Raw genomic sequence first — 22,372 nt, forward strand, 5'->3', positions numbered from 1 at the left:
AAGTATCGATAAAAACTTCTTGGAGGCTTAGGTAGATGAGTAATGCGTTTGATTGGCGCGCTAAGGCTGCTTGCCGTGACAAGGACCCTGAGCTGTTCTTCCCCGTCGGCAACACAGGTGCAGCCTATCAGCAGATCGAGGAGGCCAAGGCCGTGTGCCGGACCTGCAAGGTCATTGACGCCTGTCTGAAGTGCGCGCTGGACACCAACCAGGATTACGGCGTCTGGGGCGGACTGAGCGAGGACGAACGCAGGGCTCTCAAGCGCAGGGCCATGCGTGCGCGCAGGTCCCAGGCCATGCAGATGCAGTCCTGACACCTTCCCGATGGCGCAAAACAGCAAGGGGCGACGGCTTGATGCCGTCGCCCCTTGCTTTGCCTAAAAGGAGCCAGGCGTCACACGTCCTGGGCCACGCGCAGCTTGATGTTGATGACCACCCGGGTGCCGCCATCCCGGCGGGGCTCCCACTTGACCGTGCCGCCGAAGTCGTTGGTGACGAAGGTGTTGATGATCTGCGTGCCCAGCCCGGACCCGGTGGAACGGGCCTGGCCCTGATCCGACTCCGTGCTGTAGCCGTTGCCGTCATCCTCGACCACCACATTGAGGTTGTTGCCGCCCCGGCCCACCGATATGGTGATATGCCCTTCGTCACGGCCCTCAAAGCCGTGCTCGACCGCGTTGTTGACCAGTTCGGTCAGCACCAGCGACAGGGGTGTGGCATCCTGGGCGGGCATCATCCCGAACTTGCCCACGTATGAGATGGTGATGTGCTGGTCGCTGGTGGTGGCCAGATCCACGCTCATCTTCAGCAGGTTGGCGATCACCTTGTCGAAGTCCACAATCTCATCGGCGGTCTGGCTGAGGCCTTCATGAACCACAGCGATGGTCTGGACGCGTCGCTGGGCCTCTTCCAGCTCCTTGCGGACCTCGTCGGACTTGGTGCGCCTTGCCTGCAGCCGCAGCAGGGCCGACACGGCCTGGAGGTTGTTCTTGACCCGGTGGTGGATCTCGGAGATGGTGGCATCCTTGGTCTGCAGCTCCTTCTCCCGGCGGCGCAGCTCGGTCACATCCCGGCAGAGCACGATGGCGCCAATCCTGCCCTGTTTGCCATACAGGGGCAGGGAGCGCATGGAGACGGCAGACCCGTTGGCGTCCAGCTCCGAGTCCACGGCTGCCTTGCCCGTCAGGACCAGTGGCAGGGAATCGGGCACGGGATCGTTCTCCTTGAGCAGGGAGGTGCCGATCTCGCTCAAATACTGGCCGATCATGGTCTCCACTGAGCCCAGCCTGCGGAAACAGCTGATGGCGTTGGGCGAGGCGTACCGCACCACGCCGCTTGACGTCAGCACAAAGAAACCGTCGGCCACCCTGGCGTTGTGCCGTTGGTTGAGCACTGAATCCGCATAGGGAAACTCGCCGCGGGTGATCATCTCAAAGAGCTCCTTGCCCGCGTTGATGCTCTCGCTCTCGTAGCGGCCGTTGGACTCGCGGGTGGCCATGTTGGTCTCGCGGACCACCAGACCCAGGGTTCTGCCCTGGTGCCTGATAGGAGCATAGACGTCGCAGACCGTGGCACGGCCGATGGTGCGCAGCTTGGTGGACCGCAGCACCCCCTTGGACTGCATGGCCGCCTCCAGTTCCCCGCGCTGATCCGCCGGGAAGTGCTCCCCCACCACGTCTTCGGTGCGCAGGGACATGACCGTGGAGGGCCGGCACTGCTCGGCCACGGTGAACTCCCCCTCGCCGGTGCGCAGGAGGAGCAGCAGGTCTGCAAAGCTCAGATCGGCGATGACCTGCCAGTCGGCCACCAGGTGGTGAAGCCACTCGCGGTCCTCCTCATTGCAGTCGTCGCAGGATGCCAGAATCTCGGAAAAATCAGCCATGCCCTCCATCATACAAAGGGCCCTCGGAAGCAGGCAGGCGGGTCATGCCAAGGGCGATGATGGCATGCGCGTCCCATACACAGGTCTAGGGTAGGGTGGTTCACGGATGTTTCGCCCCCGGCAACCGAACCCGACAGGTCCGGACCAGTCAAGGGGCCAAGGGAGGGCCATGGCAACCAGGACCAGCGAGGACGGCAGACCGTCCGAGGATCAGGAGGTCGATCCCGATCTCGAACGCCGCCGTCAGCAGCGCCGCCAGGAGCTGACCTACCTGCGCCGGGATGCGGAGGTGGCCCACGAGGCCCATCTGCAGGCCAGGGCCGACGCGGTGCGTGCCAAGGCCAAGGCCAAGGCTGCGCGGATCATGGCCAAGGCTGAGATCAAGGCCTCGCGAATCGAGGGCATCCCCGACATGGAGATCGAGCGCAAGGTCCGTCTGGATGTCCACGGCCGCCCCAAGCCCATGCTGCGCGGCTGGATTCACGCCGTGGCCGCCCCCCTGGCCCTGGCCGCCGGCATCGTGCTGATCTGCCTGGCCCACGGCACTGGGCTCAAGCTGGCCTGCGCGGTCTTCATGGTCGCCTCACTGGCCCTCTTCGGCAACTCCGCCCTCTATCATCTGGGCGACTGGACCCCGGGGACCACGGACGTGCTGCGCCGTCTGGATCACGTCAACATCTTCCTGCTCATCGCGGGCACCTACACGCCGATCTCCTTCGCCCTGGACCCCTTCTGGCGGCGGATCATCATCCTGGGCATGTGGGGGGCCAGCCTGGTGGCCATGATCGTCCACGTCTTCTGGATCGAGGCTCCCCGCTGGCTCTACACCTTGGTCTACGTGGTCTTCGGAGTCTCGGGCGTGGGCTTTCTGAAGCTCTTCTGGGACTCCCCCATGGCCGGTCCGCCGGTGGTGTGGCTGATCGTGGCCGGCGGCCTGGCCTACATCCTCGGGGCAATTGTCTACGGCCTGCGACGGCCGGACCCCTGGCCACGCGTCTTCGGCTTCCATGAGATCTTCCACTGCGGGACGGTCATCGGCTACGCCTGCCATATCGTAGCCATCTACCTGGTGGTCTGCAATCTGCGCTGAACACATCACCAACCTGGCGGTCTGTTCATCACACACCATCCGACAAGAACCATAGAAGAAGCCGCTCTCCGTCGACTATGGCGGGAAGCGGCTTCATTCAGGCCGGGCTGGGACGGTGAGGGGTCGTCCCGCTACTTGAGGGGCTGGGCATCCTTGACGGTGACCGAGATGTCCTTGCCATTGGGTGCCTTGTAGGTCACGGTCTGGCCCTTCTTGGCGCCCATCAGGGCCGCGCCGATGGGCGACTCGGGGCTGATGACGTCGTAGTCGGTGGCCACGGTCAGATCCCTGGAGCCCAGCACATAGACCATTTCGTTGCCGGCCATGGTCAGGGTCACCAGGGAGCCGTTGCCCACCGTGCCCGCCTTGGGGGCCTTGAGGATCTTGGCGTTGCGCAGCTTGACGATCAGCTCGTTGATCCGCCCCTCGTTCTTGCCCTGCTCCTCGCGGGCAGCCTGGTAGCCGCCGTTCTCGCTCAGATCGCCCTCGGCACGAGCCGCCGCGATGCGTTCGGTGATCTCGTCGCGGTACTCGCCCTGACGGTGGTCGAGCTCCTCCTTCAGCTTGTCGTAAGCGGCCTGTGTCAGCAGAATCGTCTTTTCCTCAGCCATGTGATTCCTCCTTGTTTGATGCGCTTGTCTCGTGGCCCGACCTGAACTGCAAAGTCAAGGGTATGAAAAAGGCGCCGGCCCTCACCGGCGCCTGGAGACCCTTGTCTACCGTGTCGATATGATGTCGATCACGAAAACCAGGGTATCGTCGCCGCCGATGCCCGCCTGGGGCATCCCCTGACGACCATATCCATACTCCGGCGGAATGGAGACCACCAACCTGGACCCCACGTTGTGACCGGGCACTGTCTGGTCCCAGCCGCGAATGACCTGCCCCACGCCAATGCGGAAGCTGGCCGGCTGATGGCGCTGGAAGCTGGAGTCGAAGACCTGATCCGAACCCCAGACGAGGCCGTGATAGTTGACGGTGACGGTATCGCCCTTGCGGACGACCGGCCCGTCCCCCTCGACCAGCTCCACGGCGCGCAGCCCGCTGGGCGCCGGACCATGGAAGGCTATGGTCGGCGTGGCGCCGAATTCGGCGTTCACCTCGGGCATGGATTGGTCACTCATGACAACTCCTTTGGTTTTCTTGCGTACCAGAGTATCGGTTCGTCGGCCGGGTGACAAGTTGCGACACTGCCGTCCAAGCCGATGAGGCCTTGGTGCCCCGGGTGGGAATCGAACCCACAAGCCGGTGAAGGCGGCGGATTTTAAGTCCGATGCGTATACCATTTCGCCACCGGGGCCGTAACCCATAACGCCTTAGTATATCATTCGCGCAGGAGGGTCCGGCCGTAGTCCAGGACCAGGCCATCCAGAAGGCCGTGCTCGCTGGCCACATAGGTTCCCGAAGCCAGCGCACTGGGACTGGCCTGGCCCAGACGCTCCAGCAGACGGCTCCAGATCAGGGCGCCGCCGCCGATCACATCCACACGGCCGGGATGGATGGCCTTGAGTTCCCTGCGCTCCTGCCGACTCATGGTCAGCACCCGGTCGTCAACCCGGCGGGCCGCATCGACCGCAATGGACCGGCCATCGACGGCATGGCGATCGTAGACCTCGCATCCCAGGGCCAGGGCGCTCATGGTGGTCACCGTGCCGGAGACCCCGATCAGGCTGCCTACCCCGGCTACGGGAACCTGTTCGAAGGCCCGGTCGATCCAGCCGTCAACATCCTCCAGCGCCTGGTCGATCTGCTCCTGGGTGGGCGGATCGCCCAGCAGATGGCGCTCGGTCATCCGCACGGAGCCGATGTTCATGGAGTAGGAGGCCCTGACCTGGTCCACAGGCAGATCGCTCCCGTCCCCGCCCAGGACCAGCTCGGTGGAGCCGCCACCCAGGTCGACCACCAGGTAGGGCGCAGGAGGCATGTCGGCGCTGCCGCGCTGCTCCAGCACGCTGACCGCGCCCAGAAAACTCAGCGAGGCCTCCTGGGAGCCGCTGATGACCTCGGGCGCAACCCCCAGGATGGAGCGCACCCCCTCCTCAAAGCTTTCGCGGTTGTCGGCATCCCTGGTGGCCGAGGTGGCCACAAAGCGCAGGCCGTCCACCGGGTGTTCCCGCAGCTGCTGGGCGAAGAGCCGGCAGGCCTCAAAGGCGCGCTCCAGAGCCCGATCGGAGAAGCGGTGGTCGCGGTCCACGCCCTCCCCCAGCCGGATGACCCGCATCAGCCTGGGAGCCACCGGGTGCAGCCCCTGTCGGTCCACCTGGGCTATCAGCAGACGTATGGAGTTGGTGCCGCAGTCCACGCCCGCCACCGTAACCTGATCCATGGAAGCCCCCTTCATTGGTTTTCCTGCTGGCTCGCTTGCCCGGATGCCTCAGTCCAAGGCTGCGCGCACCGGCAGACCTGCGGGTCGAATACCCGACGCACCAGACTCAGAACCCGGTCGCCCAGGGGATTGACCCCAGGCCCCATAACCAGGGACTGGGCAGTCAGAGCGTGCAGACACTTGACCCTCTTGGGCATGCCACCGGCCGAGATTCCGGCGATGTGCCCCTCGTCGTCGCCCAGCCGCTGGGCCAGGGCGGAACGGAAGGCCAGATAGAGCTCGTGGGCCCTGCGGTAGGCGCTGGCCAGGTCCGGATCCGAACCAAGCTCGGCATTCCAGTCGGCCATGACGCCGTCGGCCTCCAGCCGGGAGACGGCCTTGACGGCCTCGGGGCTGGTCAGATAGCAGGTGGTCGGAAAGGGCGTGCCGTCTTCCAGCTGGGGCCGGGTGACCACAGCCAGCGGATTGCCGCAGACGCAGCGGGCGCCCACGGCCACCATGCCCCTCGGATAGCGGCCCAGCTGCCGGTTCACGACGGCTGTCTGCTCCGGCGTGGCCGGGGTCGCCAGAAGCTCCTGGATACGGTCTTTGACCACCGCCAGATCCCGGCCGGTAACCAGGCTGGAGGCTTTAGGCTCGACCCGGATCTTGTCTGCGGCTTGAGATTCCACTGCTGCCTGGGGCCTTTCCTGGGCCTTGATCACGCTGTCCTCATCTTCCCTGATTGTTTCCTGCTGCTAAGTTCATTGTCGGAGTTCACTGCGCTCCCCCGCCCTCGGATGGAGAGGGGCCATCAGCACCGCCTGGACTGCTTGAACCAGACGGACTGGCAGAGCCGGTCGGACTGGATTCCCCCTTGCTTCTGTCGGCAGCAGGATCCTGGTCGGCCTTGGCGAAGGAATAGGCCATCTCCTGATACCAGGGCAGGGAGTTCTTCCTGGGGGCCCGGACCCCCTTGCTTCCGGCCTGGTCCTTGTCCTTGCCACCCGTGACCGCCTCCGGGTGCAGGACCCGGATGGCCTCCTCGTCAGGGAAGACGAATCCCAGCCGATCCCGGGCTTGTGCGGTCACATAGGCCTTGTCGTCCCAGCGCCGGATCTGGTTCTCCAGGTCACGCTTGTGCTCGACAAGCTGGGCCTGCTGGTTGCGCAGGCCGTTGAGCTCGGAAAGATTGATGGCGTAGGCGTGGAAGGTGGAGACCAGCTGAATCAGCCCAAGGGCTACGATGATGACCGCCACAAAGAAGGTGATGGGTCCCGACGACCGCCTGCCTGTCCGCCGGTTGGCGCCGTCACGTTTGTTCTTGGCCATACCCATAAAAATACCCGCGGCAGCCGACGCGGACCGCCACGGGTGAAAGACTTCACAGTCGGGTCAAAACCTGCAAGGTGTCCGGCCCGGCTGGCAAGACCTTACTTGGTGTACTTCTTGCAGGCCTTGAAGGCGCTGTAGCCGGCGTACTCGGCGGTGGAGCCCAGCTCCTCCTCGATCTCCAGCAGTCGGTTGTACTTGGCGATGCGCTCGCCACGGGCCGGAGCGCCGGTCTTGATCTGGCGGGTGTTCTTGGCCACGGCCAGGTCGGCGATGGTGGTGTCGGAGGTCTCGCCGGAACGGTGGGAAACCATGGAGGTGAACCCGTTGGCGGTGGCCAGCTCGATGGCGTCCAGGGTCTCGGTCACGGTGCCGATCTGGTTGAGCTTGACCAGCAGGGAGTTGGCGGCCTTCAGGTCGATGCCCTTCTGCAGCCTCTTGGGGTTGGTCACCAGCAGGTCGTCGCCCACGAACTGCAGGCGGTCGCCCATGGCGGCGGTGATCTTCTGCCAGGCGCCCCAGTCCTCCTCAGCGAAGGGATCCTCGATGGAGACCAGCGGGTAGCGCTCGACCAGGCCCTGGTAGTAGTCCAGCATGTAGTCGGCGTCGCGGTCCTCGCCGTCGAAGCGGTACTTGTCGGTGTCCTTGTTGTAGAACTCCGAGGAGGCCACGTCCAGGCAGAGGCCGATCTGCTTGCCGGGCTCGTAGCCGGCAGCTTCAATGGCGTCGACGATGTACTTCAGGGAGTCCTCGTTGGACTTCATCTTGGGGGCGAAGCCGCCCTCGTCGCCCAGGCCGGTCTCGTGGCCGTCCTTCTTCAGGATGCCCTTGAGGGTGTGGTAGACCTCGACGCCGGCGCGCAGGGCCTCCCGGTAGGAGTCGAATCCGTAGGGGGAGATCATGTACTCCTGGATGTCGGTGGCGAAGTCAGCATGGGCGCCGCCGTTCATGATGTTCATGTTGGGCACAGGCAGGATGTGGCCGTTGGTGCCGCCCAGGTAACGGTAGAGAGGCAGCTCGGCGGACTCGGCAGCCGCATAGAGCGCAGCCAGGGAGACGCCCAGAATGGCGTTGGCGCCCAGCTTGCCCTTGTTGGGGGTGCCGTCCAGATCAATCATGGTCTCGTCCAGGGCGCGCTGATCGGTGGCGTCCATGCCGATGACGTTGGGAGCGATGGTCTCATTGACCGCCTTGACGGCGTCCAGCACACCCTTGCCCTGATAGCGCTTCTTGTCGCCATCCCTACGTTCCCAGGCCTCGGCCTCGCCGGTGGAAGCACCGGAAGGAACCAGACCACGCCCCTCGGCGCCGTCCTCGGTCTGCAGAACGACCTCGACGGTCGGGTTGCCACGGGAATCAAGAATTTCGCGCGCGAACACGCTTTCAATTGCTGCCACAACTGCTCCTTCAATAAGTTGTTGTGATGTCTCTTACAGGATACTAGTTTTGTTGGACGGGGGCGGGAACCGTTGGCGTGCCATCGTCGGAGGACTTGGGCAGCCCCCAGGCCAGGTCGTCCAGCAGGGTGTCCACCCAGGAGGTCATGGCCGCCGAATCCATGGGTCCTGAACCCAGGGAGCCCGCGAAGGGCGCCGGGATCAGCAGGGTCTGCGTCACCGGGCGGTACTGGCTGCCCTTGTATATTCTTGCGATCCTGGCCTGCAGGGAGTCGGGCATGGTCACGGGCCTGATCCGCACCCGGGAGCCCTGGGAGGCGATCTCCGAAATGCCCAGGGAGCGAGCCTTGGCCCGCAGCCTGGCCACCGCGAAGAGGGTATCGAACTGGGCCGGCGGACGACCGTAGCGGTCGGTCAGCTCCTCGTGCAGGTCGCGCAGATCATGCTCGTTGCGGGCCGAGGCCAGCTTGCGGTAGGCCTCCAGACGCAGCTTGTCCGAGTCGATGTAGTCCACCGGAATGGAGGCCTCCAGAGGCAGGTCGATGCTGACGGTGACCGGCTCGGTCCGTCCGGGCTCCTTGTACTCTTCCACCGCCTCGGAGACCATGCGCACGTAGAGGTCGAAGCCGACCCCCTCGATATGGCCGGACTGCTCGTCGCCCAGCAGGTTGCCGGTGCCGCGCAGCTCCAGGTCCTTCATGGCCACGTCGTAGCCGGATCCCAGGGCCGTGTTCTGGGCGATGGTGGCCAGCCGGTCGTGGGCGGTCTGGGTCATGGGCTTGCTGGGGTCGTAGAGGAAGTAGGCGTAGGCGCGCTCCCGGCCTCGCCCCACCCGGCCGCGCAGCTGGTGGAGCTGGGAGAGCCCGAAGCGGTCGGCCCGGTCCACAATCAGCGTGTTGGCGTTGGGAATATCCAGGCCGGTCTCGACGATGGTGGTGCAGACCAGCACATCGATGTCCCGGTGCCAGAAGTCGCGGATGACCCCGTCCAGCTGCTTCTCCCCCATCTTGCCGTGGGCCACGCCCACCTTGGCCTCGGGGACCAGGGTCTGCACCTTGGCTGAGATCTTGCCGATGTCCTCCACCCGGTTGTGAATGTAGAAGATCTGCCCCCCGCGCAGAAGCTCGCGGCGAATGGCCGCCGTCACCTGGGCATCCTCGTAGGCGCCCACATAGGTCAGCACCGGCAGACGATCCTCGGGGGGCGTGGCCAGAGTGGACATCTCCCGGATGCCGGTCACGGCCATCTCCAGGGTGCGCGGAATGGGCGTGGCCGACAGGGACAGGACGTCCACGTTGGTCCGCATGGCCTTGAGGGTCTCCTTGGCCTCCACGCCGAAGCGCTGCTCCTCGTCCACGATCATCAGGCCCAGATCCTTGAAGCGGATGCGGGGGTTGAGCAGCTTGTGGGTGCCGATGACCACGTCCACAGCCCCGCTGGCCAGGCCCTCCATGGTGGCCTGGTTCTCCTTGGCGGTCTGGAAACGGCTCATGGCGGCCACATCCACCGGGAAGCCCTCGAAGCGCTCGGTGAAGGTCTGGTAGTGCTGCTGGACCAGCAGGGTCGTGGGCACCAGAACCACCACCTGCTTGCCGTCCTGGACGGCCTTGAAAGCGGCGCGAATGGCTATTTCGGTCTTGCCGAAGCCTACATCCCCGCAGATCAGGCGGTCCATGGGCACCGGCTTCTCCATGTCGGCCTTGACCTCGTCGATGGCGGTCAGCTGGTCGGGGGTCTCCTGGTAGGGGAAGGCATCCTCCAGCTCCTTCTGCCAGGGGGTGTCGGGGCTGAAGGCGAAGCCCTTGGTGCGCTGCCGGGCCGAATAGAGCTTGACCAGGCCCTGGGCGATCTTGTGGACGTGCTTGCGGGCCTTGGCCTTGGTGGCCGACCAGTCGGATCCGCCCAGCTTGTTGAGCCTGGGGATCTCGGCGCCGATGTAACGGCTGACCTGGTCCAGCTGGTCGGCCGGCACGAAGAGCTTGTCTGGCGGGGCGTTGCGTTTGGAGGGGGCGTACTCCAGGACCAGGTACTCCCTGCTGCCCTTGCTGGGGCCCACGCCCACGCTGCGCTGGCGCATGCCCAGAAAGCGGCCGATGCCGTGCTGGTCGTGGACCACGTAGTCGCCGGGCTTGAGTTCGTCCAGGTCGATGGCCTTGCGCCGGCGGTTGGAGGTCTTGCTGCCTGCGGCCACGCTGGTGCGCCCGGTCAGGTCCCGCTCGGTCAGCAGGGCCAGGTGGGCGGACTGGTCCACGAAGCCGTCCACGGCCAGGGAGCGGTGATATTCCACCCCGACAACACCGGTGGTCTGCACGGCCCGACGCAGACGGCTGAGCGTCCCCTGGGCCGGAGCGGTCACCACAACCTGGTCGCCGCGCTCAAGCAGGGAGGCAATGCCCGAGGCGGCCCGATCCTCGTCGCCACGGTACTGGTCCGGCGCCAGGGCATCCAGACGCTCGGCCCCCTCCCGGTCCGGGTCCACCGAAAGGTCGGTCAGCTTCCAGACCTCCCCCTTGCGGTACTCCAGGGATGAGATGACCTCGTCGTAGTCCAGGAAGCTGGCCCTGTCGAAGCTGATGGGCGCGCCCGAGCCCTGCCCGGAGGCTGCCACATGCCAGCTGGCGGCCAGGAACTCGTTGGCCGTCTTGACCAGGTCCTGGGCGGAGCGGGCCAGCAGCTGCGGCTCCGACAGCAGAATCAGAGCGCCCTCGGGCAGCATGGACCCTACCGGCACCAGATCGTCGACCAGGGCAGGCAGGAGGGACTCCATCCCCTCCACCGGAATGGCCTGGGCGATGGACTCCAGCATGTCGTCGGCGTTGGGGATGCTCCCGATCAGGGAGCGGGCGCGGGCGCGGACCTGGTCGGTCAGCTGCAGCTCGCGGCAGGGCGGCGCCCAGATCCGGTCCAGGTCAGGGCCGTAGGTGCGCTGGTCGGAGGCGTGAAAGCTGCGGATGGTGTCCACCTCGTCGCCGAAGAACTCGATGCGCACCGGGTGGGCCATGGTGGGGACGAAAACATCCAGGATACCGCCTCGGACGGCGAACTGGCCGCGCTCCATGACCAGGTCCACCCGGGTGTAGGCGTTGCGGACCAGAGCTTCGACGGCCTGATCCAGGGGCAGGTCCTGGCCGCGCAGAAAGACCAGGGGCTCCACATCCTGCAGACCCTTGACCACCGGCTGCAGCAGGGATCGCACGGGCATGACCAGGATGCGGATGGGTCCGAAGTCAGGGTCGCCCTGGACCGGATGGGCCAGCCGCCTGAAGACGGCCATCCGGGAGGCCACGGTGTCTGCCCGGGGCGAGAGCCGTTCGTGAGGCAGGGTCTCCCAGGAGCGCAGCAGGGCCACATCACCCGGGTCGCCCTCATACCAGGAGCGGATGGCGCCGGTCATCTCCTGGGCGTCACGCTCGGAGGGGACCACCAGGACGACTGGGGCACGTCCAGCAGCTGCGGCCGCCAGGGCTGGCCTGATGCCCTGGGGAGCCTGGACCATGAGGGAGGTGTCGGTGTCGGCGGCAGGCTGGGAGTCTCCTTGGACCAATCTGGTGAAGGCAGCGTCTGCCTGCAGGTCGTCCAGGAGGGGACGCAGGGACCCGTTCAGCGATTCCTGTGACTCCGCCTTCTGGGTATGTTCATCGACCATTGAACTGCTCCTGAGCCTGGCTGAGGCCCTTGATGATTACGGTTTCCGCGGCGTCCGCGCCATCGGCCAGGAACTCGGGCAGACGCTTGCGCTGCTCGCCGGCAAAAGTGCCCAGAACCCAATCCACAGTGCGCCGATGGGCGTCAGGACCTCCTCGGGCATGCCCCACGCCCATGCGGACCCGGGCGTAGGCGTTGCTGCCCAGGGAGCGGTCGATGGAACGAATGCCATTGTGCCCGCCCGAGGACCCGCCGGCCTTGACCTTGATCCTGCCGAACTCCAGGTCCATATCGTCATGGATGACCACGACCCGGCCAACAGGTATGTGGTAGTAAGAGCAGATGGAGGCCAGGGCATCGCCGGAGTCGTTCATGAAGGTCAGCGGCTTGGCCAGGAAGAAGGGTATGCGGCGTCCGTCAAGATCCAGAGTGCCACGGCCCAGCTGGGCCAGGCCCTTGTGGTCGCGCAGGTTGACCGACCATCGTTCGGCCAGCAGATCGGCGCACATGAAGCCCATGTTGTGCCTGGTGCCCTTGTACTCGTCACCCGGGTTGCCCAGTCCGGCCATCAGCCAGAAATCGGATGCCATGTAGGTGATACCTCCTGCTCTCAAACGGGACGGTGAGATTCTACACAGGCTCCCCGACCCCGTTTCGCTCAAGGGACAGGCTCCAGTAGGAGACATCATGCAGGGCGAACCGGTCCCAGGCGGCCTGGGGCAGGAGGCCGAAGCGGCTGAACCCGAACCGGTGCAGCAGGGCCTTGGAAGCCGAGTTGTCATCGAAGATGATGGCCACGGCCAGACGCATGCCCACCTGCTGGGCGCGCTCCAGCAGGGAATGGACCATCAGGGCTCCCAGGCCACGTCCACGGCTGCCGCGGTCCACGTAGTAGCCCAGCTCGCAGGTCTCCTGGTAGCCGGGCCGGTCGTAGTAGGCCGACAGGGAGCCGAAGGCCAGCACCTTGCCCTCCTGCTCCAGGACCAGGACCGGATGGCCCTGGTCCGGATCGTGGTCCAGCCACCATTGCAGGCGCTGGTCCAGGCTGACCGGGGCCGTATCCGCCGTGGAACCGCCGTCCATGACCGCCTGGTTGTAGATGGCGGTGACCGCCTCCAGGTCCCCGCGGCGGCAGAGCCGGATGCGCGGGGTGGCGCTCACTTGTTGCCGCCCTCCTGGTCGGAGGCCTCCTTGAGGGCTTCGCGCAGACGGTTCTGCGCTTCGCCGTAGGCGCTGAAGTCGCCCTTCTTCAGGGCGGCATCGCCCTCGCTCATGGCCTGGTTGGCCTTGTCCAGGGCCTGTTTCAGTGCCTGCCCTCCTGTGGCCGATGCCCCGCCGGACCCGGTGGTCTTATCCGGGGCCTTACCGGATTGCTTGCTCTGGTCAGCCTCGGCATTGGTGCGTCCGGTGTTGTCGGCATCGCCGGCAGACGCGCCCGAATTGCCCTGGAAGGTCTTGTCAAGGGCCGCATCCAGGGTGGCGGACGACGACACCTTGTCCCCGAAGGCCACCAAAACCCGCTTGAGCAGGGGGAAGCTGGTGGCGCCGCTGGACTGGACGTAGACCGGCTGGATGTAGATCAGCCCGCCGCCTATGGGCAGGGTCAGCAGGTTGCCGCGTTTGACCTTGGTGGACCCGGACTGGAGCAGGTTGAGCTCGGTGGAGACCGCAGCATCCGAGTTGAAGTTGTTCTGCGCCTGACCTGGGCCGGGGACATTGGAATTCTTGGGCAGCTCCATCAGCCGGATGGTCCCGTAGTCGGGGCCTATCACCCCCTTGGTCGACCCGGCGTCGGAATCCACGGACAGGAACCCGGTCAGGATCTCCCTGGTGGAGGTGCCGGCGGGGATGAAGGTGGAGGTCAGCGAGAAAGCGGGCTTGTCGGTCCCCGGGGTCTGCAGGGTCAGATAGTAGGGGGGCTGCTTGACCCCGGCCTTCTGCTCCTTGCTGGTCCCGGTCGGATCCACGGGGGTCTGCCAGAAGTCCTCGCCGGAGAAGAACTGGCTGGCCGAGTTGACGTGGTACTGGGACAGGAGCTGGCGCTGCACCTTGAACAGGCTCTCCGGGTAGCGCATATGGCTCATCAGATCGCCAGAGATGGACGAGAGCGGCTTGAACTGGCCGGGGAAGACCTTCTGCCAGGCCTTGAGCACCGGATCCTTGGCATCCCAGGCATACAGATCCACCGAGCCGTCATAGGCATCGACCGTAGCCTTGACGGAATTGCGGATGTAGTTGGCCTTCTGGGAGCCCAGGCCCTTGACGGCCTCCGAGCTCAGGGTGGTCGTGTCCTGGGTGATGGGCCCCAGATCCACCTTCTGGGAATAGGGGTAGGCGTCGGAGGTGGTGTAGCCGTCGACGATCCACTTGACCCGTCCATCCACCACAGCCGGATAGACGCGTCCGTCCAGGGTCAGATAGGGGGCGATCTGGGCCACGCGCTCCTTGGGCGAGCGGTTGTAGAGGATCTGCGAGTCGGGGGTGACGCGGTCCGAGAAGAGGATCTGGTCGGATCCAAAGCGGATGGCGTAGAGGACCCGGGCCAGGAAGTTGCCCACCGAGGGGCCGCCGTTGCCCTTGAAGGTGTTGGTGGCTCCCTTGGAGCCGGTGGGATAGTCGAACTCCCAGCCTGAGGAGCCCTGGGGCGCGCCGACTATGGAGTACTCGGGCGCGTTGGGCGAGAAGTAGATCCTCGGCTCGTAGTGCTGGCTGTCGGTCAGTTTGCCCTTCGTGGGGATGTCCTGCTCGAAGAACTCGGGCTGCCCGTCCGGGGTGACCTTGTTGCCGTAGGCGGCCACGATCCCGTAGCCGTGGGTGAAGACCGTGTGGTCGTTGACCCAGTTGCGGTTATCGTTGCCCTCCAGGTCCAGCTCGCGGGCGCCGATGACCGTGTCCTGGCTGACTCCGTCAATGTCGTACTTGTCGACGGCCAGGGTGTCCTCAAAGGTGTAGTACTGCTTGGACTGCTGCAGCTGACGGAAGGTTGGCGAAACCACCTGGGGATCCAGCAGACGGATCTGCGCGGTGGTCTCGGCATCACGGGAGAGGGCGCCCGACTGGACCTCGGTAGTGGCGTCATAGGCCTCGGTCTTCAGCCTGTCCAGCCCATAGGCCTGGGCGGTGGCGGTGATGTTGCGCTGGATGTAGGCGGACTCCATCTCCTGGGCATTGGGGTTGACCCGGAAGCGCTGGACCAGCGCCGGCCAGAAAACGGTCAGCAGCAGGGACAGCACAACGGTGACGGCCACAGCAAGGACGGGAACCCGCCACTGCTTGACGGCCGACCCCAGCGATCCTGCATGGACACGGCCCGGTTCCAGGGTGGGCGATCTCAGAATCCAGACAGCCAGGATGATGCCTAGCAAAGCCATGACCACAGCCATGACCAGGGTCACGGGAATGGCCGCCTTGACCGAGGTGTAGGAGGCGCCGGTGATCCGATCGCCCTCCTCGGTCAGCCTGCCAAAGACGCCCAAGGCCGTATCGCCGGCCCAGACCAGCATGAACAGGACCAGCCAGACAGCCACCTGGCGACGGGCGGAACGGGTCATCTCCAGAATGCCGCGGCCCTGCACGGGCATGGTCAGCCGGATGCCGCCCATGAGGAAGTTGGTGACCAGGCTGAAGACCGTGGCCGCCAGCAGCATCATCAGCAGGGAGGAGACCAGGAGCCGCAGGCCGGGCAGGATGAAGACGTAGAAGCCGTTGTCCAAGCCAAACTGGGGATCGCGCACCCCGAAGGACTGGGCGTTGAAGAGCAGGAGCACCTGCTTCCAGTCAGCGTTGAACTGGAAGCCGAAGAACACGCCGACGATCAGGGAGACCACCGCGGCCACCTTGAGCGCCTTGCGTGAGGAGACCCCCTTGCCGACCTCGATCAGATCGCCCTTGACCCTGATGGTGGACCCGTCGGGCGAATCGGGACGGCTGCGGATGGCCAGGACGGCCGAGAGCAGGGTCACCGCGGCCAGCAACAGGGCGTAGGCCAGCCACAGGCCCACCTTGATGCCCAGCTGGGTCCAGACGATCCGTGCCGCCCCCAGCTGGGAAAACCACATGACATCGGTGATGAAACGGCTGAGCCCGAACAAGAGCAGGAGGACGACCAGGATGACGGCCACGACCACGCCCAGAATCCGCAAGCCCCGGGAAGGCCCTTCCCTATCATTCCTGCGCGCAGTCAACCTGGGGTCACCCGGTCCTGAGAAACGGAAACGGGGCGTGCTGCCGCCCCCATCCCCGGGACCCTCCCCATCGGTCTGCACATGCAGGATGACCGGGTCGTCGTCGTTGCGACGCCGGCCTGGTCCGCCTGGACCGCCCTCAGGGTCGAACATGGAACCGAAGAAATCGAAGAATGACATGTACCTAGCCTACATGAGACGGCGGTCCTGGATGGCTTGCCTGTAGACCTCCTCCACCTGATCGGCCACCGTGGTCACGTCGTAGCGATCCAAGAGCGCCAGCTGGTCATGGCGCACGTTCCGCCTCCAGGAGGGGTCCCCCAAGGCCTGGGCGATTCGCCGGGCCAGCAGGTCGGGTGTGTTGGGCGAGTCGACGGGCACCAGAGCCCGCTCGTCGCCCATCAGGGTGGACCGGTAGCCGGGATTGTCCCCGGCCAGGACCGGAGCCGTGCCCGAGGCGATGGCCTCCAGCAGGACGATGCCAAAGGACTCGCCCCCGGTGGAGGGGAAGACGGTCAGGTCGGAGGAGGCCAGCAGGGCGGGCTTGTCCTTCTCGTCCACAAAGCCGGGGAAGGCCACCGGGGTGCGCAGGGCGGCGGCCTTCCGACGGCAGTCCTTTAGCAGCGGGCCCTTGCCGGCCATGGTCACATGCAGGCCTTCGGGAAGGACGCCGGCCCGCTCCCCCGCCTGGAGGGCTGACAGCAAAATCCCCGCCCCCTTGCGGGCCACGAACCGCCCCAGGAAGACCAGATGCGGCCCCTGGCCGTGCAGGCGCGCCACCTCCTGGTCGCCAGCGGCCTGTCGGGCCCGGCGCAGGGCATCCACGTCCACGGGGTTGGCCACCACCCTGCTGGACACCCCGGCAGTCTGCCGGGCATAGCCGGCCGCCACAGGCGAGACTGCGATGACCCTGTCGATGCGCCTGTGGGTCCTGCGGTTGATCATCCCCAGCAGCCGTCCGCCCAGCAGCTGCAGGTTCCCCGTGGGGGCGATGTGGTAGGTGGCCACCAGGGCCGTTGCCGGGTTCGCGGCGCGGATGACCCGTCCGGCCAGGAAGGGGCTGTAGGGGGCCTGGACGTGCAGCAGGTCGAAGTGCCCGGCCTCCAAGACCTGACGGATGGGCGCCTTGGGCGCTGGCAGCGGTATGCGCATCCTGTTGCCGTTGAAGGAGACCATGACGTTGCGGGACAGGGAGTGGACACCGTCAACCGGCGGATGGGCGGTCTGGCCTACCAGGTACTGGACCCTGTGGCCCCGCCTGCCCAGCTCCCGTCCCAGGGTCAGCATGTGCTGCTGGACTCCGTCAAAGACGTCCAGGGTGTCATCGAAGACGAATCCGATGCTGAGCGTCACTGAGCGTCCTGGCCAGCTCCGGGCTCGTTCCCTGCGGCCAGCTGACGACCCTTCAAGGCCAGAGCCACCAGGTGCCGGTCGGCGGCCTCCCGCGCCTGCTGGTCATCGTTGCCCGAGTCCAGATTGTCCACATAGATGGTCTCCACCTGCGCGGCCTGGCAGTATTTGAGGAAGGTCTGCCTGCGCAGCTGGTTGTCCAGGGCCTCGCTGATGCCGCTGGACTGGTACCATTCCTTGTCTCCGCCGGTCAGCATGACCAGCTCCACCCGGCGCCCGGCCAGGGCCCCCGGGGTGCCATCAGCGTGGTAAGCGAAGCCCCGGCAGATGACCCGGTCGATGAAGCCCTTCATGATGGCCGGCATGCTGTACCAGTAGACGGGGAAGACCAGGGCCAGCACGTCCGCATCCTTGATGCGCTCCTGCATGGCCTGGGCATCCTCGGGCATGGGTCCCTGGCCCAGGTAGTGGGTCCTGTCCTCCATGCCGAAGACGGGATTGAATCCCTCGGCGCAAAGGTCGATCAACTCGGTGCGAGCCCCGCCCTCGGCCGCCCCGTCCAGCAGGGCGTTGCCCGCCGCATCGGTCAGGCTCTTGGGTTCGGGGTTGGCCGTGACTGCCACGATCTTCATAGGGATTCGCTCCTTACATTCCATTTCGCGCCTGCACCGACTGCGTGCAGACCCTTGTCATTGTCAGTCCTGGCAAGGACGGCAACACCGGTTTGGCAAATGCTTGACACTGCTCTGAGGCCCATCTATGTTATTGGGTGGTCGGTAGGTGAAGCTACCGCATGGACAAGGCATGCTGCCGCAAAGTGGTGGAGACACCCCGCGCAGGTCAACAGTCCCCGTCGGATCAAGGCAGGGACTAATGCAGGGCCAAATACCATGCGAAGCCGAAGCTTGAACGATGACAATGGTCGGCTCATGGCCGATCGCCACGCCGTCTTCGAGGCTGCCGACAGGGATGTTCCGCACCTTGGAGGGAGGCCATCGTGAATACTGTCGCACTGCCAGGAATGCTCCGTTCGCCACTGAACGACGACCGCAGCCAGGCATCGCGCTCCACCCGCATATGGACGGGCCTGGCCGTAGCCATAGGCGCCCTGGTCCTGCTGGGGGCCCTGGCCTATCTGCTGCCCGCCCTGGGCGCGCCCATCGGCCCCGCCGGCGTACCCTCGCACGTCTCCACCGACCCGGCCAACCTGCCCTACTACGCGCTGCGCTCCCTCTTCCGCATGTTCACGGCCCTGATCATCTCCCTGGTCTTCGCCTTCCTCTACGGACTGGCCGCCGCGCGCTCCCGTCGCCTGGGCGCCGTGCTCATCCCCCTGCTGGACATCCTGCAGTCGGTGCCCGTCCTGGGCTTTCTGTCGGCCACCATCTCCATCTGGCTGGTCCTCTTCCCCGGGTCCATCATGGGCGTGGAGGCGGCCTCCATCTTCGCCATCTTCACCAGCCAGGCCTGGAACATGGCCTTCTCCTTCTATAACTCCCTGACCAGCGAGCCCTCCGACCTGGACGAGGCGGTGAGGCTGATGCGCCTGACCCGCTGGCAGCGCTTCTGGAAGCTGGACGTGCCCAACTCCATGATTCCCCTGCTCTGGAACTGCATGATGAGCATGGGCGGCGGCTGGTTCTTCCTGACCGCCTCCGAGATGATCTCGGTCAACAACAGGACCCTGGCCCTGCCCGGCATCGGCTCCTTCGTGGAGGAGGCCACCGCCGAGCAGGACCTGGGCAAGGTGGGCCTGGCCATCCTGACCATGATCGTGGTGGTGCTGCTGATTGACTTCCTGCTCTGGAAGCCGCTGACCGCCTGGGCCGAGAAGTTCCGCTACACCAGCAGCCAGTCCACCGAGCCCCGGCGCAGCCTGGTGCTCACGATCATCCGCCTGTCCGGGGTCAAGGACCTGCTGGGCCTGGTGGGCCATCCCCTGGCCGACCTGCTGGACCGGATCACCCGCCCCCTGGGCCGCACCGGGGCGCGCTGGAGCCGTGGCGGCGGACGCAGGCGGGCAAGCGACCTGGTCTGGTGGGCCTGCCTGGCCCTGATCGGTCTGTGGGGTCTCTGGCAGCTGGACCGCCTGGTCATCCGCCCGCTGGGCCTGGGCGAGGTCGGCCACGTCTTCCAGCTGGGCCTGCTGACCTTCCTGCGGGTGCTGATCCTGATGGTGGTCTGCACCATCGTCTGGGTGCCCATCGGCGCCCTGATCGGCATGAATCCGCGCATCTCCCGCTACCTGCAGCCCCTGGTGCAGATCCTGGCCTCCTTCCCGGCCAACTTCATCTTCCCCTTCGTCACCATGGTCTTCATCATCTGGCGGATCGACATCAACTGGGGCAGCATCCTGCTCATGGCCCTGGGCACCCAGTGGTACATCCTCTTCAACGTCATCGCCGGAGCCTCGGCCATCCCCGACGACCTGCTGGAGATGTCGCGCAGCCTGGGCCAGAACCGCTGGCAGCGATGGAAGACCCTGATCCTGCCGGCCCTGTTCGGCTCCTGGTGTACCGGCGGCATCACAGCGGCCGGCGGGGCCTGGAACGCCTCCATCGTCTCCGAGGTGGTCTCCTACGGCAAAACCGAACTGACGGCCAAGGGCCTGGGTGCCTACATCGCCCAGGTGACCGCCACCGGCGACACCCCACGCATCATCCTGGGAGTGGCCGTCATGAGCATCTTCGTGGTCCTGGCCGACCGATTCTTCTGGTCTCCCCTGCAATCACTGGCACAACGGCGCTATTCCCTGACATGAGAAGTCTGAGAGGTTCGACAATGACCAAGATCAATTCCAACGGGATCATCACGGCCGAGCACGTGACCAAAACCTACCAGTCCGACAAGGGCGCGGAGCTGACCGTCCTGGACAACATCGACTTCACCTTGCACGAGGGCGAGGTTGTGGCCATCCTGGGCCGCTCAGGCGCCGGCAAATCCACCCTGCTGCGCATCCTGGCCGGCTTGGTACCGGCCAGCAAGGGCAGCGTCGAATACCGGGGCAAGCAGCTGGACGGGCCCAACCCCGGCGTGGCCCTGGTCTTCCAAAGCTTCGCCCTGATGCCCTGGCTGACCGTCAAGGACAACGTGGAACTGGGCCTGCAGGCCCGGGGCGTACCCAAGAAGGAGCGGGAGAAACTCTCCCTGGCCGCCATCGACGCCATCGGCCTGGACGGCTTCGAGAGCGCCTACCCCAAGGAGCTCTCCGGCGGCATGCGCCAGCGCGTGGGCATCGCCCGGGCCCTGGTCCTCAAGCCGGATGCCCTCTTCATGGACGAGCCCTTCTCCGCCCTGGACGTGCTGACCGCCGAGAATCTTCGCCAGGAGGTCCTCAAGGTCTGGTCCGAGGAGGCAGGCAGCGTCAAGTCGGTCCTGATCGTCACCCACAACATCGAGGAGGCCGTGGAGATGGCCGACCGGGTCCTGGTCCTGGACTCGCATCCGGGCCGGGTCATCGCCAACGTGCCCATCAACCTGGACAGGCCTCGGGACAAGCAGTCCGACCTCTTCCAGTCCTGCGTGGACTACCTCTATTCCATCCTGACCGGCCAGCGTGACAGCGAGGACATCCGCCGCCGTCTGCAGACCAAGGTGCGCAACCGTCAGGCTGTGCGGGACTCGGTCCGGGACGAGGACACCGCCGAGCGCAACCTGCCCGATGCCACCCCCGGTGGTCTGGCCGGTCTGGCCGACGTCATGGTCAACCAGCCCAACGGCATGGACCTGGCCGACCTGGCCGCCAAGCTCTCCTTCGAGGTGGATGACCTCTTCCCCCTGATCGACGCCGGACTCATGCTGGGCATCTTCCAGGCGGACAACGGGCACGTCAGGCTGACCGACCAGGGCCGGGCCTGGCACGACGCGGACATTCTGGAGAGCAAGGAGATGTTCTCACGGATGCTGATGGATCACGTTCCGCTGATCCGCATCATCGACCGGGCCCTGAAGAACAGCGACGACAAGAGCCTGCACGGCTCCCTGATCCTGGACCTGCTGCGGGCCCACCACTCGGACAAGGAGGCCGTCCAGCAGTTCGACACCGCCATCACCTGGGGCCGCTACGGCGAGCTCTTCGACTACGATGCCGACGACGACCGGCTGACCCTGGACCCGGAGAACCATACCGAGTGAACAGTCTCGCAGCTGCGACGGCTGCGGTCCCCTTGGGCTCCTAGAATGAGCCTCGGGCGATGGAACCCGCCCGGGGCTTGAGCCCCGAACCGCAAACTGCTGATAGTTCCTGCACCACGATTCGACGACCCGTCTGTGGGCCGGGTGCAGGCGCATGCCATTCAGCCCGACCCTGCGGACGCTGATCCGTCGGGAACCGAGCCTTTCAATGACCAAACCCCCTACCGGACCTGATATAGCCACAGCCCTGGTGGTGATACTGGGCGGAGCACTGGGCACCGGCTGCCGGTACGCCCTGAGCCTGCTACCGGGCCAGAGCGGCCCCCTGCATCCAGGAACCCTCCTGGCCAACCTGATCGCCTGCGCAGGTTACGCCCTGCTGACCGCCTTCCTGGCCGGGCTGCCCAAAAGCACGCATGCGCGCCGAAGGCAACTGACCAACAAGGGTCTGGGCATGGGCCTGTGCGGAGGACTGTCAACCATGTCCACCCTCTCGCTGGAACTGGTCCAAGGCCTGTCGGGCGGTCAAGTCCAGGTAACCCTTGCCTACCTGCTCATTTCCTTCGTCGGAGGCCTACTGGTCTCCTGGGCCATGGCAGCGCTGGGAGCACGTCTGTCCGCACACATCCAAGCAGGTGCGCGATGACCATTACATTTACACTGCTGATCTGCCTGTGCGGCGGCCTGGGGGCCGGACTGCGCTATCTGCTGGACACCCTGGTCAAGGCCCGCTGGCAGGTGGACCTCCCCCTGTCGACCATGATCATCAACCTGCTGGCCGGATTGGCTGCAGGACTGGTGGCCGCTCTGGCCGCCTTTCACGGACTGCCTAACTGGGGACGCCTGCTGCTGGCCACAGGACTGCTGGGCGGCTTCTCCACCTTCTCGACGGCGGTCAACGAGGTGCTGGCCCTGGCCCGGCAGAGAAGGCATCTGGCAGCCCTGAGCTATCTAGCAGCTTCGATCTTTCTGCCACCACTGCTGACGGCCCTAGGTTTCATGCTGGCTGGACCGGGCATGTAGCGGGTCCAGCCAGCAATCAAGGCATTCCAG

General features: G+C 65.6%; 19 protein-coding genes, 1 tRNA gene and 2 riboswitches. Of the genes, 6 read left to right on the plus strand and 14 right to left on the minus strand.

What is annotated here, in order from left to right; translation table 11 throughout:
• The first annotated feature begins 35 nt into the window (after window positions 1-35).
• Window positions 36-314, plus strand: coding sequence for a WhiB family transcriptional regulator (locus FPK30_RS05785; protein ID WP_015021978.1), 279 nt, complete (start codon window positions 36-38; stop codon window positions 312-314).
• An 80-nt stretch (window positions 315-394) separates the two neighbouring features.
• Here the strand turns inward: FPK30_RS05785 and FPK30_RS05790 are convergent, their stop codons facing one another.
• Window positions 395-1,882, minus strand: coding sequence for a sensor histidine kinase (locus tag FPK30_RS05790; RefSeq protein ID WP_144085699.1), 1,488 nt, complete (start codon window positions 1,880-1,882; stop codon window positions 395-397).
• Between the two features lie 169 nt (window positions 1,883-2,051).
• Between FPK30_RS05790 and trhA the strand changes: the two genes are divergently transcribed.
• Complete coding sequence (gene trhA / locus FPK30_RS05795) at window positions 2,052-2,972, plus strand: PAQR family membrane homeostasis protein TrhA (RefSeq protein WP_144085700.1); 921 nt, start codon at window positions 2,052-2,054, stop codon at window positions 2,970-2,972.
• Window positions 2,973-3,103: 131 nt separating this feature from the next.
• Here trhA and FPK30_RS05800 read toward each other — a convergent pair whose 3' ends face one another.
• The 13 genes from FPK30_RS05800 to FPK30_RS05860 all read right to left on the minus strand — a co-directional run bounded on the left by FPK30_RS05800 (window position 3,104) and on the right by FPK30_RS05860 (window position 17,817).
• Entirely contained in the window at window positions 3,104-3,583 is a 480-nt protein-coding gene (locus FPK30_RS05800; RefSeq protein WP_024627331.1) for a GreA/GreB family elongation factor, read from the minus strand.
• A 105-nt stretch (window positions 3,584-3,688) separates the two neighbouring features.
• The gene (locus tag FPK30_RS05805; RefSeq protein ID WP_144085701.1) at window positions 3,689-4,096 is read right to left on the minus strand and encodes an FKBP-type peptidyl-prolyl cis-trans isomerase; all 408 of its coding nucleotides are present in this window, start codon (window positions 4,094-4,096) and stop codon (window positions 3,689-3,691) included.
• Between the two features lie 90 nt (window positions 4,097-4,186).
• Window positions 4,187-4,272 (minus strand) — tRNA-Leu (locus FPK30_RS05810).
• A gap of 24 nt (window positions 4,273-4,296) precedes the next feature.
• On the minus strand, window positions 4,297-5,298 hold the full coding sequence (locus FPK30_RS05815; protein WP_186279408.1) for a Ppx/GppA phosphatase family protein: 1,002 nt from the start codon (window positions 5,296-5,298) through the stop codon (window positions 4,297-4,299).
• Window positions 5,299-5,309: 11 nt separating this feature from the next.
• Window positions 5,310-5,900, minus strand: a complete 591-nt coding sequence (locus FPK30_RS05820) for a DUF501 domain-containing protein (protein ID WP_232341989.1) — start codon at window positions 5,898-5,900, stop codon at window positions 5,310-5,312.
• Window positions 5,901-6,054: 154 nt separating this feature from the next.
• A complete protein-coding gene (locus FPK30_RS05825) occupies window positions 6,055-6,609 on the minus strand; it encodes an FtsB family cell division protein (protein ID WP_045924572.1) in 555 nt (184 codons plus the stop codon).
• A 101-nt stretch (window positions 6,610-6,710) separates the two neighbouring features.
• Window positions 6,711-8,006 (minus strand): phosphopyruvate hydratase, encoded by a 1,296-nt coding sequence (gene eno / locus FPK30_RS05830; RefSeq protein ID WP_144085704.1) that lies wholly within the window; start codon window positions 8,004-8,006, stop codon window positions 6,711-6,713.
• Window positions 8,007-8,049: 43 nt separating this feature from the next.
• Window positions 8,050-11,652 (minus strand): transcription-repair coupling factor, encoded by a 3,603-nt coding sequence (gene mfd, locus FPK30_RS05835; protein WP_144085705.1) that lies wholly within the window; start codon window positions 11,650-11,652, stop codon window positions 8,050-8,052.
• Window positions 11,642-12,241: an aminoacyl-tRNA hydrolase gene (gene pth, locus FPK30_RS05840; protein ID WP_144085706.1), complete on the minus strand. Its 600-nt coding sequence runs from the start codon at window positions 12,239-12,241 to the stop codon at window positions 11,642-11,644. Before pth ends, mfd begins: the two co-directional genes overlap by 11 nt.
• Before the next feature lie 40 nt (window positions 12,242-12,281).
• On the minus strand, window positions 12,282-12,812 hold the full coding sequence (locus FPK30_RS05845; protein ID WP_144085707.1) for a GNAT family N-acetyltransferase: 531 nt from the start codon (window positions 12,810-12,812) through the stop codon (window positions 12,282-12,284).
• The gene (locus FPK30_RS05850) at window positions 12,809-16,015 is read right to left on the minus strand and encodes a UPF0182 family membrane protein (RefSeq protein ID WP_144085708.1); all 3,207 of its coding nucleotides are present in this window, start codon (window positions 16,013-16,015) and stop codon (window positions 12,809-12,811) included. Before FPK30_RS05850 ends, FPK30_RS05845 begins: the two co-directional genes overlap by 4 nt.
• Window positions 16,016-16,024: 9 nt before the next feature.
• Complete coding sequence (locus FPK30_RS05855; RefSeq protein ID WP_144085709.1) at window positions 16,025-17,188, minus strand: glycosyltransferase family 4 protein; 1,164 nt, start codon at window positions 17,186-17,188, stop codon at window positions 16,025-16,027.
• Entirely contained in the window at window positions 17,185-17,817 is a 633-nt protein-coding gene (locus FPK30_RS05860) for an NAD(P)H-dependent oxidoreductase (protein WP_144085710.1), read from the minus strand. Before FPK30_RS05860 ends, FPK30_RS05855 begins: the two co-directional genes overlap by 4 nt.
• Window positions 17,818-17,950: 133 nt before the next feature.
• Window positions 17,951-18,109, plus strand: a riboswitch (M-box (ykoK) riboswitch).
• A gap of 97 nt (window positions 18,110-18,206) precedes the next feature.
• Here FPK30_RS05860 and FPK30_RS05865 point away from each other — a divergent pair.
• The 4 genes from FPK30_RS05865 (at window position 18,207) to FPK30_RS05880 (ending at window position 22,342) form a co-directional block, all read left to right on the plus strand.
• Window positions 18,207-19,946 (plus strand): ABC transporter permease, encoded by a 1,740-nt coding sequence (locus FPK30_RS05865; protein ID WP_186279413.1) that lies wholly within the window; start codon window positions 18,207-18,209, stop codon window positions 19,944-19,946.
• 20 nt (window positions 19,947-19,966) lie between these two features.
• A complete protein-coding gene (locus FPK30_RS05870; protein ID WP_101432515.1) occupies window positions 19,967-21,319 on the plus strand; it encodes an ABC transporter ATP-binding protein in 1,353 nt (450 codons plus the stop codon).
• A 46-nt stretch (window positions 21,320-21,365) separates the two neighbouring features.
• Window positions 21,366-21,438: riboswitch (Fluoride riboswitch) on the plus strand.
• A gap of 89 nt (window positions 21,439-21,527) precedes the next feature.
• Window positions 21,528-21,965, plus strand: a complete 438-nt coding sequence (locus FPK30_RS05875) for a FluC/FEX family fluoride channel (protein ID WP_186279409.1) — start codon at window positions 21,528-21,530, stop codon at window positions 21,963-21,965.
• On the plus strand, window positions 21,962-22,342 hold the full coding sequence (locus tag FPK30_RS05880; protein ID WP_144085713.1) for a fluoride efflux transporter FluC: 381 nt from the start codon (window positions 21,962-21,964) through the stop codon (window positions 22,340-22,342). The genes FPK30_RS05875 and FPK30_RS05880 overlap by 4 nt, the downstream gene beginning before the upstream one ends.
• Window positions 22,343-22,372 lie beyond the last annotated feature (30 nt).

Origin of the sequence: Bifidobacterium apousia (assembly GCF_007559275.1) — a bacterium.
Taxonomy (GTDB): Bacteria; Actinomycetota; Actinomycetes; order Actinomycetales; family Bifidobacteriaceae; genus Bombiscardovia; species Bombiscardovia apousia.